At 43.0% G+C, this 16758-nt stretch carries 13 protein-coding genes; 10 read left to right on the top strand and 3 right to left on the bottom strand.

The window, feature by feature from the left end; translation table 11 throughout:
• Nucleotides 1-200 precede the first annotated feature (200 nt).
• Entirely contained in the window at nt 201-3584 is a 3384-nt protein-coding gene (mscK, locus tag WDV75_RS03645) for a mechanosensitive channel MscK (protein WP_273558726.1), read from the top strand.
• Between the two features lie 13 nt (nt 3585-3597).
• Here the strand turns inward: mscK and rsmS are convergent, their stop codons facing one another.
• Nucleotides 3598-3762 (bottom strand): pleiotropic regulatory protein RsmS, encoded by a 165-nt coding sequence (gene rsmS / locus WDV75_RS03640; protein ID WP_189760488.1) that lies wholly within the window; start codon nt 3760-3762, stop codon nt 3598-3600.
• A gap of 20 nt (nt 3763-3782) precedes the next feature.
• On the bottom strand, nt 3783-4325 hold the full coding sequence (priC, locus tag WDV75_RS03635; RefSeq protein ID WP_273558729.1) for a primosomal replication protein: 543 nt from the start codon (nt 4323-4325) through the stop codon (nt 3783-3785).
• A 122-nt stretch (nt 4326-4447) separates the two neighbouring features.
• Here priC and apt point away from each other — a divergent pair, with 122 nt between their 5' ends.
• The 9 genes from apt to WDV75_RS03590 all read left to right on the top strand — a co-directional run bounded on the left by apt (nt 4448) and on the right by WDV75_RS03590 (nt 14954).
• The gene (gene apt, locus WDV75_RS03630; protein ID WP_273558731.1) at nt 4448-4999 is read left to right on the top strand and encodes an adenine phosphoribosyltransferase; all 552 of its coding nucleotides are present in this window, start codon (nt 4448-4450) and stop codon (nt 4997-4999) included.
• Nucleotides 5000-5096: 97 nt separating this feature from the next.
• Nucleotides 5097-7061 (top strand): DNA polymerase III subunit gamma/tau, encoded by a 1965-nt coding sequence (dnaX, locus tag WDV75_RS03625; protein WP_273558733.1) that lies wholly within the window; start codon nt 5097-5099, stop codon nt 7059-7061.
• A gap of 47 nt (nt 7062-7108) precedes the next feature.
• Nucleotides 7109-7438, top strand: a complete 330-nt coding sequence (locus WDV75_RS03620; RefSeq protein ID WP_038219125.1) for a YbaB/EbfC family nucleoid-associated protein — start codon at nt 7109-7111, stop codon at nt 7436-7438.
• Nucleotides 7438-8046 (top strand): recombination mediator RecR, encoded by a 609-nt coding sequence (gene recR, locus WDV75_RS03615; RefSeq protein ID WP_189760484.1) that lies wholly within the window; start codon nt 7438-7440, stop codon nt 8044-8046. The genes WDV75_RS03620 and recR overlap by 1 nt, the downstream gene beginning before the upstream one ends.
• A gap of 202 nt (nt 8047-8248) precedes the next feature.
• Complete coding sequence (gene htpG, locus WDV75_RS03610; protein WP_273558848.1) at nt 8249-10138, top strand: molecular chaperone HtpG; 1890 nt, start codon at nt 8249-8251, stop codon at nt 10136-10138.
• 169 nt (nt 10139-10307) lie between these two features.
• Nucleotides 10308-10955 (top strand): adenylate kinase, encoded by a 648-nt coding sequence (gene adk, locus WDV75_RS03605; RefSeq protein ID WP_273558739.1) that lies wholly within the window; start codon nt 10308-10310, stop codon nt 10953-10955.
• A gap of 264 nt (nt 10956-11219) precedes the next feature.
• Nucleotides 11220-12185: a ferrochelatase gene (gene hemH / locus WDV75_RS03600; protein WP_273558741.1), complete on the top strand. Its 966-nt coding sequence runs from the start codon at nt 11220-11222 to the stop codon at nt 12183-12185.
• 164 nt (nt 12186-12349) lie between these two features.
• The gene (gene wzz(fepE), locus WDV75_RS03595; protein ID WP_273558743.1) at nt 12350-13471 is read left to right on the top strand and encodes an LPS O-antigen length regulator Wzz(fepE); all 1122 of its coding nucleotides are present in this window, start codon (nt 12350-12352) and stop codon (nt 13469-13471) included.
• Nucleotides 13472-13643: 172 nt separating this feature from the next.
• Complete coding sequence (locus WDV75_RS03590) at nt 13644-14954, top strand: inosine/guanosine kinase (protein ID WP_273558851.1); 1311 nt, start codon at nt 13644-13646, stop codon at nt 14952-14954.
• 63 nt (nt 14955-15017) lie between these two features.
• On the opposite strand, the gene ybaL is transcribed toward WDV75_RS03590, so the two are convergent.
• Complete coding sequence (ybaL, locus tag WDV75_RS03585) at nt 15018-16730, bottom strand: YbaL family putative K(+) efflux transporter (protein WP_273558745.1); 1713 nt, start codon at nt 16728-16730, stop codon at nt 15018-15020.
• Between the last annotated feature and the right edge of the window lie 28 nt (nt 16731-16758).

The raw sequence follows: 16758 nt of genomic DNA, 5'->3' as shown, positions 1-16758 counted from the left end.
TTGCAGCGAACTAAAATTCTAAGCAACAGGCGCTGGTTTGGTCGGACAAACGCCTAAAGAAGGCTATAATTTAAAACAAATGCTGGAAATTTTGACGGCATAAGGTATTGAAGTTAAATTGCGCAAAACCAGCCTGATGCCAGGGGAATGAGTGAACTGGCATTGGTGGATGGTGTGGCAAATGATGAGTAGATGAGTTCATGGTTTCAGTTAACCAATATTTGGGTGTTTTTCTCAATAAGGGGAGTTTGTGTAACAAATTCCCTGCTATACGTTTCTTCACGATACTGTTTTTTCTCCTGTCACCTTTCTTTTTTTCGGTCAATGCGGCTGCCGGCAGCGATGTACCAACCCGTAATAATATTCAAAATCAGCTTAAAATTCTGACGGAACGTAAGGAACATACAGTTGAAGAAAAGGTATCGATAGCTGATTTGGAAAAGGCGCTCTCTTTCTTTGACAAAATAGATCAACTGAAACTGGATTTCGATCTGCTTAGGAAAAATGTGCAAAATGTGCCACAAAAATCACATCAGGTTACGACTGAACTAGAGGATCTGAAAAATAACGATCAGCAGGACGCATATAGACAGACTCTGGAAACACAGTCTTTAAAGCAACTTGAATCGATACTGAATAGTACATGGTATAACTTGCAGCGGGCACAGGAAAATCTTGCCAGCTATAATAGTCAGTTGATTGGGCTGCAAACTCAACCAGAACGCGTGCAAAATGTGCTATTCCGTAATATGCAAAGATTGCAGCAGATCCGCAACCAACTCAATAATGCTTTGACTGAGCAGTCAGAATTGAGTCTCACTCGGACAGAGTTATTGCAAGTAGAACAACTTTTCCTGACGCAGCAAAATGAATATCAAAGAGAATCTCTACAAGCGAATACTCAGTTACAAACGCTTTTACAGCGGCAACGGGATTATACGATTCTCCAAATTGAGCAGTTGGAACGTCATGTTCAGTTTATTCAAAATGTGATGAGTGGAAAGCGCTTGATCCTTTCTGAAGAAACCGCGAAAGAAGCACAAACTAAGGATGGTAAAAATTTACATATCCAAGATAATTCATTAGTTCAGGCAGAAATTGAGCATAACCGTGAATTGAGTAAACGGTTAATTGCCGCGACACGTGATAATAACCAACTGGCGCAGAAAAGTATTCGCGTTAAGAACTTTCTGGAGCGAACCATTCAATCAGAGCGTAACCTTAAAGAGCAAATTAAGGTATTACGTGGCAGCTTACTGTTATCACGTATCCTGTTTCAGGAACAGTTGAAAATACCACACGATGTGTTGACAAAAGATTTACCAACGAAAATAGCTGACTTGCGCCTGGAGCAATTTGAAATTAATCAGGAGCGGGATCGACTCTGTCAAGGGAATGACTATTTCAATAACTTATTGAGTAATAATCGTAATCAAATTAAAAATGCATCCAATGAAATGGTGGATGAAGTCCATAATGCTATCAACCAGATCCTGGAAGTTCATTGTGAGCTTTTAGAGCAGCTCAATAATCAGTTGGGAAATCAGATTACTTATGCCATTAACTTGCAAATGGATCAGCAACAGTTATTGGATGTTTCTGAATCACTGGAGCAAACCCTTGTCCAGCAAATTTTTTGGGTTAACAGTAACAAACCCATGAACGTGGCGTGGTTAAAATCCTTGCCTGAACTCGTTCAAGAAGAACTGAGTCATCTGGATATTCGTTTAACGCTTACCGGACTGATTACGGGGCTAAAAAACTCTATTCATTTTGTCATTCCTCTTGTGTTAGTTGGTCTGTTCTTACGTTGGCAAACCAAAGGCATTAACGAACAGTTGAAAAAAATAGCGGGTGAAGTAGGGCAGTTTCGCCGTGACAGTCAACTGCATACCCCATTGGCCCTCATACTGACATTAATAAAAACTTTGCCACTCGCTTTTATCGTGTTGGCGATAGGTTATTGGTATTCGAAATCAGGTGATGATTTTGGGGATTTGATTTGGGGATTCTCCCGTCAGTTGGCGCTTTTTTGGATGATGTATAGTTGCAGTTACCAGATCCTGGTAAAAGGTGGGATTGGAGAGCAACATTTTTCTCTGGACAGTATGGTTTGTCATTTATTCCGCAAAAAGCTTGTTCGCCTGTCGATGACATTACTGCCTATTTTGTTCTGGATAACATTGGGGGCTAAATATCCTTTGCGGCTGTCTGATGATGTTATTGGACAGTGTACGGTATTGATCTGCTTGTTCTTTGTTTTTCTATTTATTTTTCCATTCTGTCGTTATGTATGGCGTGAAAAGAGTTCACATATGATCCGTACTATCGTAGTGACAATATTAACTTTTGTTCCGTTGGTTCTGATGGTGTTGATGATATCGGGTTATTTCTATACAACTTTACGTCTGGCAGAACGTTGGCTCTATAGTTTGTATTTACTGTTTCTCTGGCATATCAGTTATCAAGCCTGTCTGCGAGGATTGGGAATTGCGGCGCGTCGCATTGCTTATCGTCGTGCTGTTGCTCGTCGCCAGTCCCTCACGAAAGAAGGGGGAGAAGGCGAAATGACTGAAGAACCGCCAATGGCTTTAGATCGCATTAATCAGCAATCATTGCGTTTAACTACCATGGTGCTGTTTTTGATCTTTTTAGGTGCATTTTATTGGATTTGGTCTGATCTGGTGACGGTATTTTCTTATCTTGATGGGATCAACTTGTGGCAATACAGCACGACAACAGAGCTGGGCAACGTCCTGAATCACGTGACCTTGAAAGATTTGGTACTTTCAATAGCGGTGTTGGTCATTTCTTGGGTCATGATGAGAAACTTGCCAGGACTGCTGGAAGTGTTGGTGTTATCCCGCTTGCAGTTGCAACAAGGTTCTTCGTATGCCATTAAAACGACATTGACTTACTTAATTATTGGTATTGGTGGAATTACAGCGTTAGGAACATTGGGTGTTTCGTGGAATAAATTACAATGGCTGGCGGCGGCACTTTCGGTCGGTTTAGGCTTTGGTTTGCAGGAAATTTTCGCTAACTTTGTTTCGGGTTTGATTATTTTGTTCGAACGCCCTGTTCGAATTGGCGATACAGTAACGATAGGAAATTATTCCGGTTCTGTCAGTAAAATCCGTATTCGGGCGACGACGATTACAGACTTTGATCGCAAGGAGGTGATTATCCCTAATCGGGCATTTGTGACAGAGCGTCTGATAAACTGGACACTTTCCGATACCATCACGCGGATTATTATTAAGGTTGGCGTCGCATATGGTTCTGATCTTGATAAGGTCAAAGAGGTTTTGTTAAAAGCAGCAAGCGAAAACGCCCGCGTAATGAGTGAGCCAGGGCCACAAGTCTACTTTATGAATTTTGGCACCAGTACACTGGATCATGAATTGCGGCTTTATGTCCGAGAATTGGGTGATCGTAGCCGTACTGTAGACGAAGTTAACCGCAGTATTGATAAATTATGTCGGGAAAACGACATCAATATTGCATTTAATCAGCTAGAAGTTTACTTACACAATGGACAGGGAGATTGTTTGCAAGAAGTACAGAAGCCAATCGCCAGATAAATGAGGAGTGGGCCTAGTCTTCAGATTGCTGGGTTTGCTTTTTCAATTTCCCCTGAAGATCGTGTTTAACGATTTCTAGTGCTGCCAGTGCGATAGCAGGGGAAATCTCGTTACATTCAAGCAGATAAATAAGATCTACTGCGAGTTGTACTTCAGGTGGCGCTTGTTCCAGAGCCATAGCTACTGTTTCCTTTGTGATTAATCAGAATGCTCTTGTTTTTCTATCGCCTTCTCGATGCGCATTAATGCTTGACGGCAGCGGGTGAGCCTACCAGCTAACGCTGCAATTTCTTTTTGCAGTTTGTGCTTATTGGCCAGTGTAGTTTGTTTATTTAATTGTAATTCCCGGTCATCAACCATTGCCATTAAACGGCGTTCATAATCTTGATGTTCAGCCAGACGTTGATAAAGATCTTGTTTTTGTGATCGGCGCTCAAATTTATCCTCCTGCTTTCGTAGATCTTTGGTTGATAATTCGCGTTTAAGTGCCTCGATTTGTGTTACTAAACGCTCGGCAAGGAATTTCACTTGTTCAATACGATAATCGCTTACACAGGATTTCAACTGTTCCAGATTCTGTCTGATCTCTTGCAGGTATCCACCGAGTTTATTGCTGCGGTGGTGAAACAACACTTGATCAAAACGGGCAGTGGAAAAAGGGGTATCAGGCAGCAAAGCAAGCTCTTTTTCCAGGGTACTGACTTGTTTTTCAAGTGTACTTAATAAATTTTGTATGCCCATTAGCATCTCATTATCATTAATAATCTATCTGTTAAAGCCCTTTCATTGGCTTGGCAGTTGCTTTTTTTCGGCAGTTTGAATAGATTTTACCGTTTTCTTTTTAAATCTGGCTGGCATCAATTATGACCGCTAACGCACAACAACTGCAATTAATTAAAGATAGTATCGAAACCATCCCTGATTATCCAAAGGAGGGAATACTTTTTCGTGACATTACGACATTGCTTGATAATCCAGAAGCTTACCAAGCTACGATAGATTTATTGGTAGCTCGTTATCAGAATACAGGCATCACGAAAATTGTTGGTACTGAAGCACGTGGTTTCTTATTCGGAGCACCTGTTGCACTGCGACTGGGGGTTGGTTTCGTCCCTGTTCGTAAAAAAGGTAAATTACCGCGTGAAACGTTGAGCGAAACTTACGATCTGGAATATGGTACAGATACACTGGAAATCCATAAACGCAGCATCAAGGAAGGGGATAAGGTCCTGGTTATTGATGATCTGCTTGCAACGGGAGGCACCATTGATGCGACGGTTCGCCTGATTCGTCGTCTGGGAGGGCAAGTTTCCGAAGCGGCATTCGTTATTGGATTGCCAGATTTAGGTGGTGTTGAACGTTTGAAAAAACAAGGTGTTGACAGCTACACTCTCGTTGAATTCCCCGGTCACTGATTATTCTGTTTTTTGCATTATTGATACATCAGCCTCGCCGTTAATGGTGAGGCTGTGCTAGCATGTTAGTCAGTCATGTTCAATTTCCTCGGTATTCATGAGCTATCAGGTACTTGCCCGTAAGTGGCGCCCACAAATATTTTCTGATGTGATTGGTCAACAACATGTGTTGACTGCATTGGCGAATGGTCTTGAGCACCAACGCCTTCATCACGCTTATCTTTTTTCCGGCACTCGTGGCGTGGGAAAAACCACTATTGCACGTCTGTTGGCAAAAGGACTGAATTGCGAAACGGGTATAACCAAGACTCCGTGTGGTCAGTGTACCAATTGTCTTGAGATTGAGCAGGGGCGGTTTGTGGATCTGATTGAGATCGACGCTGCTTCCCGAACAAAAGTAGAAGATACCCGCGAGTTGTTGGACAACGTCCAGTATGCGCCTGCCAGAGGTCGTTTCAAAGTTTACCTTATTGATGAAGTTCACATGCTTTCTCGCCATAGTTTCAATGCTTTGTTGAAGACATTGGAAGAACCACCAGAACATGTGAAATTCCTTCTGGCAACAACAGATCCACAGAAACTGCCAGTGACTATTCTTTCACGCTGTTTGCAATTCCATTTGAAAACACTCGATGTGGATCAAATCAGTAGCCAATTGGAACATATCCTTAATGCAGAGCACATAGAAAGTGATGCTCGTGCCCGTCAGCTACTTGCCCGTGCAGCAGATGGCAGTATGCGTGATGCCTTGAGTTTAACGGATCAAGCTATTGCTCTTGGTAGCGGGAAGCTGACATCAGATATTGTTAGCCAGATGCTGGGAACGCTGGATGATGACCAGCCATTGGCGATGATTGAATCGCTAGTGCGTGCCGATGGCCAACAAATGATGGCATTGGTGGAACAAGTGGCAACTCGTGGTGTCGATTGGGAAAATTTGCTGGTTGAAACATTGTCGCTGTTGCATCGGATTGCCATGCTCCAGCTATTGCCTCAGCAACCTGAAAGTGAACCTTCTTCAACGGAAGGGCGGTTGCGTTTGTTGGCAAGAGCAATATCCCCGACGGATTTGCAGCTTTATTATCAAGCGTTACTGGTAGGGCGCAAGGAGCTTCCTTATGCACCAGAACGACGGATGGGGGTGGAAATGGCGTTATTGCGCGCCCTGGCTTTTCATCCCAAAACAGTCATTGAGGAAATATTACCACCTGCTGCGGAAAACGCTGTAGCACCACCTTCGGCCCAGCTATCTGTAAAGCAGTTGACGTCAAATAAAGAAGAAAATGAGCGTCCTGAGCAGACAATATCCCAATCGATAGGCAGTGAATCGCCTATTGCAAACAGTCCTACAGCGAAGCTATTGCAAGCAAGAAGTTCGCTGACACGTCAAGGAAATACGCCACTAAAAAAGCCTGAGCCGGCAGAGTCTGCGAAGGCGAAGCCGGCAAGTTCGGCACTGGAGAGATTAGTGGCGGTGGCAGAACAACGGTCTCAATCTCATCCCCCTAAAACACGGGAGCCTAAGCCAGTTAATTCGGTAAAAAAAGAAGCTTATCGCTGGCGGGCAACGAATAGTGGGGAAGAGAAACAGCGCCCGACTGCGACGCCAAAAGCGATCAAAGCCGCTTTAGAGCACGAGAAAACAGCAGAGTTGGCGGAAAAGCTGGCTATTGAATCGAAACAAAGGGATCTATGGGCTGCGGAAATTGATAAACTGCATATTCCCAAATTGGTTCAACAGGTAGCACTGAATGCTTTTAAAGAACAGATTGATGAAAATCGTCTTTGTTTGCATTTACGTTCAAAGCAGCGTCATCTTAATTCAGCATCGGCTCAGAAAGCGTTGACTGAAGCATTAAGTGAATTGCATGGAAAACCTATTGAACTCAATATCATTGAAGATGATAATCCTGCGGTAAAAACGCCTCTGGAGTGGCGACAAGCCATTTATGAAGAAAAATTGGCACAAGCGCGTCAATCCATTATTTCGGATAAAACGATTCAAACACTTCAGCAACTATTCGATGCAGAATTGGATGAAGAAAGTATCCGGCCTGTTTAACTGCCGCAGTGTATTTTATGCTGTGGCGATAGCGAAGAGAGAAAATTATGTTTGGTAAAGGTGGTTTGGGCAATTTGATGAAACAAGCCCAGCAGATGCAAGAAAAAATGCAGAAAATGCAGGAAGAAATTGCAAATCTGGAAGTGACAGGCGAATCTGGCGCAGGCTTGGTAAAAATCACTATTAATGGTGCACATAACTGCCGTCGGGTTGAAATTGATCCAAGTTTAATGGACGATGATAAAGACATGCTGGAAGATCTGATTGCAGCGGCATTCAATGATGCAGCTCGCCGTATTGAAGAAACCCAGAAAGAAAAAATGGCCAGTGTTTCCAGTGGAATGCAGTTACCACCTGGATTTAAGATGCCATTCTAATGCAAACCAGTCCTCTTCTTGAATCCCTGATGGAAGCCCTGCGCTGTTTGCCCGGCGTAGGCCCAAAATCTGCACAGCGGATGGCATTTCATCTATTGCAGAGAGATCGCAGTGGTGGGATGCGATTGGCCCAGGCACTGACACGAGCGATGTCTGAAATTGGTCATTGTCAGGACTGCCGGACATTCACGGAACAGGAACAGTGCACGATTTGCGCCAATCCCCGTCGTCAGCAGAATGGCCAGATTTGTGTAGTGGAAAGTCCCGCAGATATTCATGCCGTCGAACAAACGGGGCAGTTTGCGGGACGTTATTTTGTCCTGATGGGGCATTTATCGCCACTGGATGGTATCGGGCCAATGGATATTGGTTTAGATCGTTTAGAAGAACGTTTATCTTCTGAAACCTTGTCAGAAATCATTCTGGCAACTAATCCAACTGTCGAAGGAGAGGCAACGGCAAACTATATTGCAGAAATGTGTTCTCAATATGGTGTGACAGCCAGCCGAATTGCTCACGGTGTCCCTGTGGGTGGAGAGCTTGAAATGGTGGATGGCACAACACTGTCTCATTCGTTGGCTGGCCGGCAAAAAATCACGAATTTGTGATTCTTTCCCCAATTAATAGGTGATTTTAATGGATGGTGTTGTTGATTATGCCGCCATCCATCGCTGACTTACCCGTTTATCAAACTAATTTTACATTCTTATTGCTATCTTAACTTGAAACTCTCCATATCTATCCCCATTTGATTACCATCGTCCGATTTTACATATCTGAACTGGATTTAGATTGAGGTAATAAATGAGCATGAAAGATCAGGAAACCCGTGGATTTCAGTCTGAAGTCAAACAACTGTTGCAATTGATGATCCACTCTCTCTATTCCAATAAAGAAATTTTTCTTCGTGAACTAATTTCAAACGCATCTGATGCGGCTGACAAATTGCGCTTCCGAGCATTGTCTGCCCCTGAGCTGTATGAAAATGATGGTGAATTGCGTGTTCGTCTGGCTCTTGATAAAGAACAGAAAACTATCACCATCAGCGATAACGGTATCGGTATGTCCCGTGATGAAGTGATCGATAATCTGGGAACGATTGCAAAATCTGGTACTAAAGCATTTCTTGAGTCCATTGGTTCTGATCAAGCAAAAGATAGCCAATTGATTGGTCAATTCGGTGTAGGTTTCTACTCTGCCTTTATCGTCGCTGACAAAGTCACTGTACGTACCCGTGCAGCAGGAGCACCCGCTGAACAAGGCGTATTCTGGGAGTCAACAGGAGAAGGTGACTACACTGTTGCTGATATTGAAAAAGCCGATCGTGGTACAGAAATTACCCTGCATCTGCGAGATGGGGAAAGTGAATTCCTCAATGACTGGCGTCTGCGTTCTATCATTGGTAAATATTCAGATCATATTGCCTTGCCAGTTGAAATTGAAACCCAAACTAAAAACGAAGAAGACGATTCAGTTACCGTCACTTGGGAAAAAATCAACAAAGCTCAAGCCTTGTGGACTCGTAATAAAGCTGAAATCAGTGATGAAGAGTACCAAGAGTTTTATAAGCACATCTCCCATGATTTTACTGACTCTCTGATTTGGAGTCATAACCGCGTTGAAGGTAAGCAGGAATACACCAGCTTGCTATATATCCCTTCCCAGGCCCCGTGGGATATGTGGAACCGCGAACATAAACATGGCCTGAAACTATACGTACAGCGTGTCTTCATTATGGATGAAGCTGAACAGTTCATGCCAAATTACCTGCGTTTTGTCCGTGGTCTGATCGATTCCAACGATCTGCCATTGAACGTTTCCCGTGAAATTTTGCAAGATAGTTCAATCACACGTAACTTGCGCAGCGCGCTGACTAAACGTGTATTGCAAATGTTGGATAAGCTGGCAAAAGACGATGCAGAAAAATATCAGACCTTCTGGCAGCAGTTCGGCCTGGTGATGAAAGAAGGTCCAGCCGAAGATGGCGCAAACAAAGAAGCTATTGCTAAGTTACTGCGCTTTGCTACGACTCATAGTGACAGCTCCGCTCAAACCGTTTCTCTGGAAGATTACGTTGGCCGCATGGCAGAAGGGCAGGAGAAGATTTATTACATTACTGCGGATAGCTATGCCGCAGCGAAGAATAGCCCACACCTGGAGCTGTTCCGTAAGAAAGGCATTGAAGTTCTGTTACTGTCTGAGCGCATTGATGAATGGATGATGAGCTACCTGACTGAATTTGATGGTAAATCATTCCAATCTGTCAGCAAGGCGGATGAATCCCTCGATAAACTGGCGGATGAAAACAAGGCTGAGCAAGAAGAAGCAGACAAAAAACTGGAGCCATTTGTTGAGCGCGTGAAAACTCTGCTAGGTGAACGCGTGAAAGATGTGAAACTAACTCATCGTCTGACCGATACTCCAGCTATTGTAACAACTGATGCTAATGCGATGAGCACCCAAATGGCGAAGCTATTTGCGGCAGCGGGCCAGTCTGCACCAGAAGTCAGTTATAACTTTGAGCTGAATCCAGAACATCTTCTGGTCAAAAAAGCGGCTGACATTGATGATGATGCTCAATTTGCTGATTGGGTAGAGTTGCTATTGGATCAAGCGTTATTTGCTGAACGTGGCACATTGGATGATCCAAACCAGTTTATTCGTCGTATGAATCAATTATTATTAGCTGAAAAAGCTTAAACTTATTGAGATAATGATAAAAACCACGCTTCAACAAAAATGGAGCGTGGTTTATTTTTTAGTTAATGCGGAAACGTTTACCTGTTTTCTTGAGCCATCCCCCATTCAAATGGTATGGTGGTACGTTTTCTCTAAAATATGAAAAGCAAATAGCAAGGGGATTTACGCAATGCGTATTATTCTACTGGGCGCGCCAGGCGCCGGTAAGGGGACTCAGGCACAATTTATCATGGAGAAATATGGGATCCCCCAAATTTCTACAGGTGACATGCTGCGTGCTGCGGTAAAAGCGGGCACCGAATTGGGTTTGCAAGCAAAAGAGCTGATGGATAATGGTAAGCTGGTGACTGATGAGCTGGTCATTGCATTGGTTAAAGAGCGCATCAAACAAGATGATTGTCATAATGGCTTCTTGTTGGATGGGTTCCCCCGCACGATCCCTCAGGCCGATGCCATGAAAGACGCTGGTATCGAGGTTGACTATGTGTTGGAATTTGACGTTCCTGATGAAATCATCGTTGAACGTATTATTGGCCGTCGTGTACATGCGCCATCCGGCCGTGTTTACCACATCAAATTCAATCCACCAAAAGTGGAAAACAAAGATGATGTGACAGGCGAAGAGCTGACTATCCGTAAAGATGATCAGGAAGATACGGTCCGTAAACGTCTGGTTGAATACCACGCCCAAACTGCACCTCTGGTTTCTTACTATCAGCAAGAAGCACAGGCCGGTAACACAAAATACTTCAAACTTGATGGCACTCGTCAAGTAGCGGAAGTTAGCGCGGAGCTGGCTAACATCCTGGGCGAATGATTTCGTGCTTTCTTGAATTGTTATAACAGGCGGTTTTCATACCGCCTGACTTTTTTTGTAGTTCACGCTACCCTAGAGAAATTTACTCCATGAAATGTTACATGTAACTATCATTCATGTTTTATACTATACCAATCTAACTTCAAGATGTGTTTGATTTCTCCCCGCGAAGCGGGGAGAAATCAGGTTTCACATCGTGTTGTAAATTGCAACTTGAAGTTTAATGCGTATAGATTGTCAGTCATTCTAATGGAGCTCTGAGGAATGAGTAGCAAGAAGTATGGTGTCCTATTAGTGAATCTCGGTACACCTGATGCACCAACACCAGCAGCAATAAGATGTTATCTGGCAAAGTTTCTGAGTGACAGAAGGGTAGTTGATATCCCGCCATTTATTTGGAAACCTATCTTAAATGGTTTTATTCTTCCTTTCCGTGCTGCTCGAATTGCTAAGCTTTACCAAGAAATTTGGATGGAAGAAGGTTCTCCTTTATTAGTTTATAGTCGTCGTCAGCAGAAATTACTGGGTGAGAGGTTGGCAGATATCCCTGTTGCTTTGGGAATGACTTACGGCTCCCCTTCTTTATCTCAGGCCGTAGAGAGTTTGTTACAACAGGGCATTGAGGCTTTCATTATACTGCCACTTTATCCTCAATATTCCAGTACAACTTCGGCAGCGGTTTTTGACAGGATCAGTAAAATATTGCGGGAGTACCGGACAATTCCTACCCTGCATTTTGTTCGTAGTTATGCCACACATCCTGCTTATATTGCAGCACTAAAGGAAACCATTGAGCAGAGCTTTGAAAAGCATGGTCAGCCTGATCGGTTAATTATTTCCTATCATGGTATTCCTGAACGTCTGGTAAAGATGGGAGATATTTATCCGCAAGATTGTCAGGCGACAACTGAGTTGTTGAGCCAGGCACTGGATTACCCCGCCGATAAAATTATGATGACATATCAGTCGCGTTTTGGTTGCTTACCGTGGTTATCTCCTTATACCGATAAAACCATGGCATCATTACCCAGCCAAGGTGTGGAACATGTTCAAGTGATATGTCCGGGGTTTGCGGCAGATTGTTTGGAAACGTTGGAAGAGATTAAGCAACAGAATAAAGTTATCTTTTTAGAGGCTGGTGGGAAAAAGTTTGAATATATCTCTGCACTTAATGATAATAAAGCCCACATTTCTTTGCTTGAACAATTGGTAAATAATGTCATGAAATAACAAGCAATTGCTTGTTATGAGACATTATCACACATGATGAATAGCAGACATTGATCGTCGTATGATTTTAAGGATATGGTTTTTTAACCAATGAATACGATAAGTAAGAGAAAGAGCTTGCATATCAATGAAAAGTAAAATTATTTGGATTGGACATATAGATAATGAGTAATAAACCTATTAAACACCCTGATTTTTACCAAGAACATGCAAACTATTATCCTCCAGAACGGGAGGATGAAATTGATTTGTTTGAACTATTCTCTGTACTCTTCCAATCAAAATATTTGATCATTGCAGTATCTTTCGTTTTTGCCATTATTGGTTTCGGTATTGCGTCATTTTTACCGCAAAAATGGACCAGTACAGCGGCTGTAGTGAAACCAGGGCTAGAGGAATTTCAGCCATTGAAAAATGCGTTAACGGATTTGCATATTCTGAACATAGATCCCAAAGTCACGGAAGGGTCAATGTATAAGCGGTTTATTGAAAATTATAATTCACGTGTATTGCGTGAAGAATATTTGGTTAATACCGATTACTTCAAGACGTTGCTTGCTAAGAGTCAAGATAGTTCTGAGCAGGAAAAAAGAAAATTAATCGAGAAAATTGTCAATAAAAACATTGTCATATCTTTACCTAAGAAAAATAATGAAAAGAAAGATGATGAAATTGTCGATGAAGCCAAACTTTCTTTCAGTGCTGCCAATGCAGAAGACGCTTACAATCTATTAAGTGGCTATATCAAATTCATCTCTTCGGTGGTTCGCGATCAAGTGAAAGAGGAGCTGAGTGATATGGTTCATGAGAAACTGGAATACTCACAAAAACTTTATGCCCTTGATTTAGAACGTATCGCTAATATGCGCAGCGTAGATATTGAGCGATTGAAGTATGCGATTTCTCTTGCTCATTCTGCTGGAATTAAAAAACCAGTATCGAATGGTGGATCTATGATCAAGGATGACCCTGATTATTCGATTGCGCTGGGTTCTGATGCACTGCAGCGTAAATTACAGATTACTGAAGAAATTACTGACCCAACTAAAATTGATGCAGATCTGCGTAACCGTCAGTTGTATATCAAAAATCTGGAAAAAGTGAATGTGGATACCGTTGATTTTGTGCCATTCAAGTTTATGCAGGAACCTTATGAGCCAACCTCAAAAGATTCACCTAAGCGTTTGCTGATTTTGATTGGAGCTGGCTTTATCGGATTTATTTTATCCATCATGTATGTTCTGTTGTGCCACATGGTACGTAGTCGCCAGAAACAAGAGGTTTAATATTATCTATTATAGATAATGTTCTGATAGCTAACGTATCGACAGCCAATGTTGTGAAATAACATTGGCTGTCTTCATTTTTGTCGCTGCATTTTTTGTTTCTCTTCGGTATTGTGAAACACTATATTATGCTAACATGCCGCATATTTTAGCTCTGCCGCAACAATTAATTATGAAATTCCCTGGTAAACGTAAATCTAAACACTATTTTCCTGTCAGTTTAAGAGATCCTCTGCTCCAACCCATCAAAGAGATGATGAATACTGAAAATAATCAAGCCTACATTGTTGGCATTGACCAGACACTGGTTGATATTGAAGCCAAAGTTGATGAGGATTTTATCCAGCGTTATAACCTAAGCCAGGGACACTCATTAGTCATTGAAGATGATGTAGCTGAGGCGCTTTACAAGGAACTGACAGAGAAGAATCTCATCAGCCATGAATTTGCGGGTGGCACTATCGGCAATACTTTGCACAACTATTCTGTGCTGGCTGATGATAAATCCGTCCTGCTTGGCGCAATGTGTAATAATATCCAAATAGGAAGTTATGCATATTGTTATCTCTGCAATACATCCAGTCGTATGGATCTCAATCATCTTCAGGGCGTTGATGGCCCAATTGGCCGTTGTTTTACTTTAGTGACGGAAAATGGTGAAAGAACATTTGCGATCAGTCCGGGGTTAATGAATCAGCTTCGTCCAGAAAGCATCCCTGAACATATTATTGCGGAAGCGTCAGCATTGGTGATCACCGCTTATTTGGTGCGTTGTAAACCGGGTGAGCCAATGCCAGAAGCAACAATGAAAGCCATTGAATATGCGAAGAAGTATAACGTACCTGTTGTATTAACATTAGGAACAAAATACGTCATTGCGGATGATCCACAATGGTGGCGCGATTTTCTGGCTGAAAATGTTTCTGTTGTTGCAATGAATGAAGATGAAGCTTGTGAATTAACCGGTTTTAGTGATCCTTTATTAGCGGCTGACATGGCGCTAAATTGGGTGGATTTGGTGTTATGTACCGCAGGGCCTGCTGGATTATATATGGCGGGTTACACTGAGGAAGAACAAAAGCGCCAAACATTGCATCCTTTGCTGCCTGGTGCGATTGCAGAATTTAACCGTTATGAATTCAGCCGGGCGATGCGTAAGGTGGATTGCCAAAACCCAATGCGGGTTTATTCCCATATTGAGCCCTATATGGGAGGGCCTGAAAAAATCATGAATACTAATGGTGCTGGGGATGGTGCGTTATCTGCATTGCTGCATGATATCACAGCCAACAGTTATCATCGCATGAATGTACCTAACTCCAGCAAACATGCGCGCTCTTATTTGACCTATTCTTCTTTGGCTCAGGTATGTAAGTACGCTAATAGAGTGAGTTATCAGGTATTGAGCCAGCATTCTCCGCGTCTAACCCGAGGGTTGCCGGAGAAAGAAGATAGTCTGGAAGAGTCTTACTGGGAACGCTGATTCTGCTAGTCTGAGATTTTTATGGGAATATCCCACACTTGGGGATATTCCCTGACTCGTAAGTTATGTTGGAGATGAAGTCGCAGGTGAGTGTAATAATGGCGGCTCTATTGGACAACCCTCTTCATATTCAGGTAATGCATCAGCCATTGCCCGTGCTATTTCATGTTCACCAATGATAATGTGATTAGTGCCACGCTCTGTAATGTAAGTGACTTCATCATCATAATGAGCTCGAACAATGATATTGATATCTGGCCTGATTTCTCTGGCATTCGCAACGATCTCACCGGCTTCATAACCATTAGGGATTGTCAGGAATAAAATACAAGCGCAATCGAGCCTAGCCAAGGCCATGATCTCTTTATTGACGGCATTACCCATTACGGCACTGATACCCATTTCGCCTAACTCTTCAAACCGGGCGCGTGTATCTTCAATGACCACAACAGGAAAATTTTTTTCTTGTAAACGCTGACAAAGCTGATCCCCCACTCGGCCATAACCCACCACAATAGCATGACCACAAATATCGACAGGGATCTGGGTTTCTTCTTCCAGTGTTTCTTCGAGTAACTGTTCTTCAATGGTTTCTGTTTTTTCCAAATAGCGATCCAGTAAGCTAAATAGCACAGGATTCAGCATGATTGAAATGATAGCGCCGGCCAGCACAAGGTTACGGGCTTCCCCATCCAGGAATCCCAACGTGACACCAAGCCCGGCGAGGATAAAGGCAAATTCACCAATTTGGGCGAGACTGGCTGAAATGGTTAGGGCCGTGCGTCGTGAGTGTCCAAACATTCTGACCAGTAGCAAAGCAGCTAATGACTTGCCAATGATAATAATGGCAAGGGTTCCTATAATCGCCAGAGGCTGTTGGAGTAAAACCATAGGGTCAAACAGCATACCAACAGAAACAAAGAACAGAACTGCGAAAGCATCCCTTAGCGGTAAAGTATCTTGCGCCGCCCGATGACTCAATTCTGATTCATTTAGTACCATGCCAGCGAAGAAGGCACCGAGGGCAAATGAAGCATCAAATAGTGTTACTGCACCATAAGCAACACCTAACGCAATGGCAAGTACAGCCAGCGTGAAGAGTTCACGGGAGCCTGTCCCAGCGGTTTTCGCTAGTAACCAGGGAATGACACGCCGTCCGACGAAAATCATCAACAAAATAAAGGCAACGACTTTTCCAACAGTGAGAGAGATCTTTAACAACAATTGACCAATATTTGCGTTTTGACTGTCCATAATTCCTGCTGCTGCAGGAAGTAATACTAACGTTAGCACCATGGCCAGATCTTCAACAATTAGCCAACCAATGGCAATTTGTCCCCTTTGACTATCAACGAGCTGTCGTTCTTCTAATGCCCTGAGCAATACTACTGTGCTGGCGGTAGACAGGCAAAGACCAAATACTATGCCGCTGAGTAATCCCCAGCCGAGCAGCACTGATAACCCGGTACCTAATAAGGTTGCAACTGCAATTTGGGCGATAGCACCAGGAATGGCAATTGATTTGACGGCTAACAAATCTTTAAGTGAAAAATGTAGACCGACACCAAACATCAGTAAGATCACGCCAATTTCTGACAGTTCTGGAGCTAAAGATGTATCGGCAACAAAACCAGGAGTGAAGGGACCCGCTAGTACACCTGCAACGAGGTATCCTACCAGAGGTGAAATTTTCAGGCGCTGTGCAAGCATACCAAGTAGATAAGCAAGAACAAAACCGCCAACAATGGTCGTGATAAGAGGTGTCGAGTGCTCCATCAAGGCTCCTTCTGGGTAGCGAGTATAT

This window comes from Xenorhabdus griffiniae (assembly GCF_037265215.1).
In the GTDB taxonomy this organism is placed as follows: Bacteria; Pseudomonadota; Gammaproteobacteria; order Enterobacterales; family Enterobacteriaceae; genus Xenorhabdus; species Xenorhabdus griffiniae.
Note: the sequence above shows the minus strand (reverse complement) of the source record. Positions and strands in the feature narration are given on the sequence as shown.

Excerpts from the sequence above, each read along its gene's own strand:
- mscK (WP_273558726.1), top strand. The coding sequence starts at position 201 with ATGGTTTCAGTTAACCAATATTTGGGTGTTTTTCTCAATAAGGGGAGT.
- rsmS (WP_189760488.1), bottom strand. The coding sequence starts at position 3,762 with ATGGCTCTGGAACAAGCGCCACCTGAAGTACAACTCGCAGTAGATCTT.
- priC (WP_273558729.1), bottom strand. The coding sequence starts at position 4,325 with ATGGGCATACAAAATTTATTAAGTACACTTGAAAAACAAGTCAGTACC.
- apt (WP_273558731.1), top strand. The coding sequence starts at position 4,448 with ATGACCGCTAACGCACAACAACTGCAATTAATTAAAGATAGTATCGAA.
- dnaX (WP_273558733.1), top strand. The coding sequence starts at position 5,097 with ATGAGCTATCAGGTACTTGCCCGTAAGTGGCGCCCACAAATATTTTCT.
- WDV75_RS03620 (WP_038219125.1), top strand. The coding sequence starts at position 7,109 with ATGTTTGGTAAAGGTGGTTTGGGCAATTTGATGAAACAAGCCCAGCAG.
- recR (WP_189760484.1), top strand. The coding sequence starts at position 7,438 with ATGCAAACCAGTCCTCTTCTTGAATCCCTGATGGAAGCCCTGCGCTGT.
- htpG (WP_273558848.1), top strand. The coding sequence starts at position 8,249 with ATGAAAGATCAGGAAACCCGTGGATTTCAGTCTGAAGTCAAACAACTG.
- adk (WP_273558739.1), top strand. The coding sequence starts at position 10,308 with ATGCGTATTATTCTACTGGGCGCGCCAGGCGCCGGTAAGGGGACTCAG.
- hemH (WP_273558741.1), top strand. The coding sequence starts at position 11,220 with ATGAGTAGCAAGAAGTATGGTGTCCTATTAGTGAATCTCGGTACACCT.
- WDV75_RS03590 (WP_273558851.1), top strand. The coding sequence starts at position 13,644 with ATGAAATTCCCTGGTAAACGTAAATCTAAACACTATTTTCCTGTCAGT.
- ybaL (WP_273558745.1), bottom strand. The coding sequence starts at position 16,730 with ATGGAGCACTCGACACCTCTTATCACGACCATTGTTGGCGGTTTTGTT.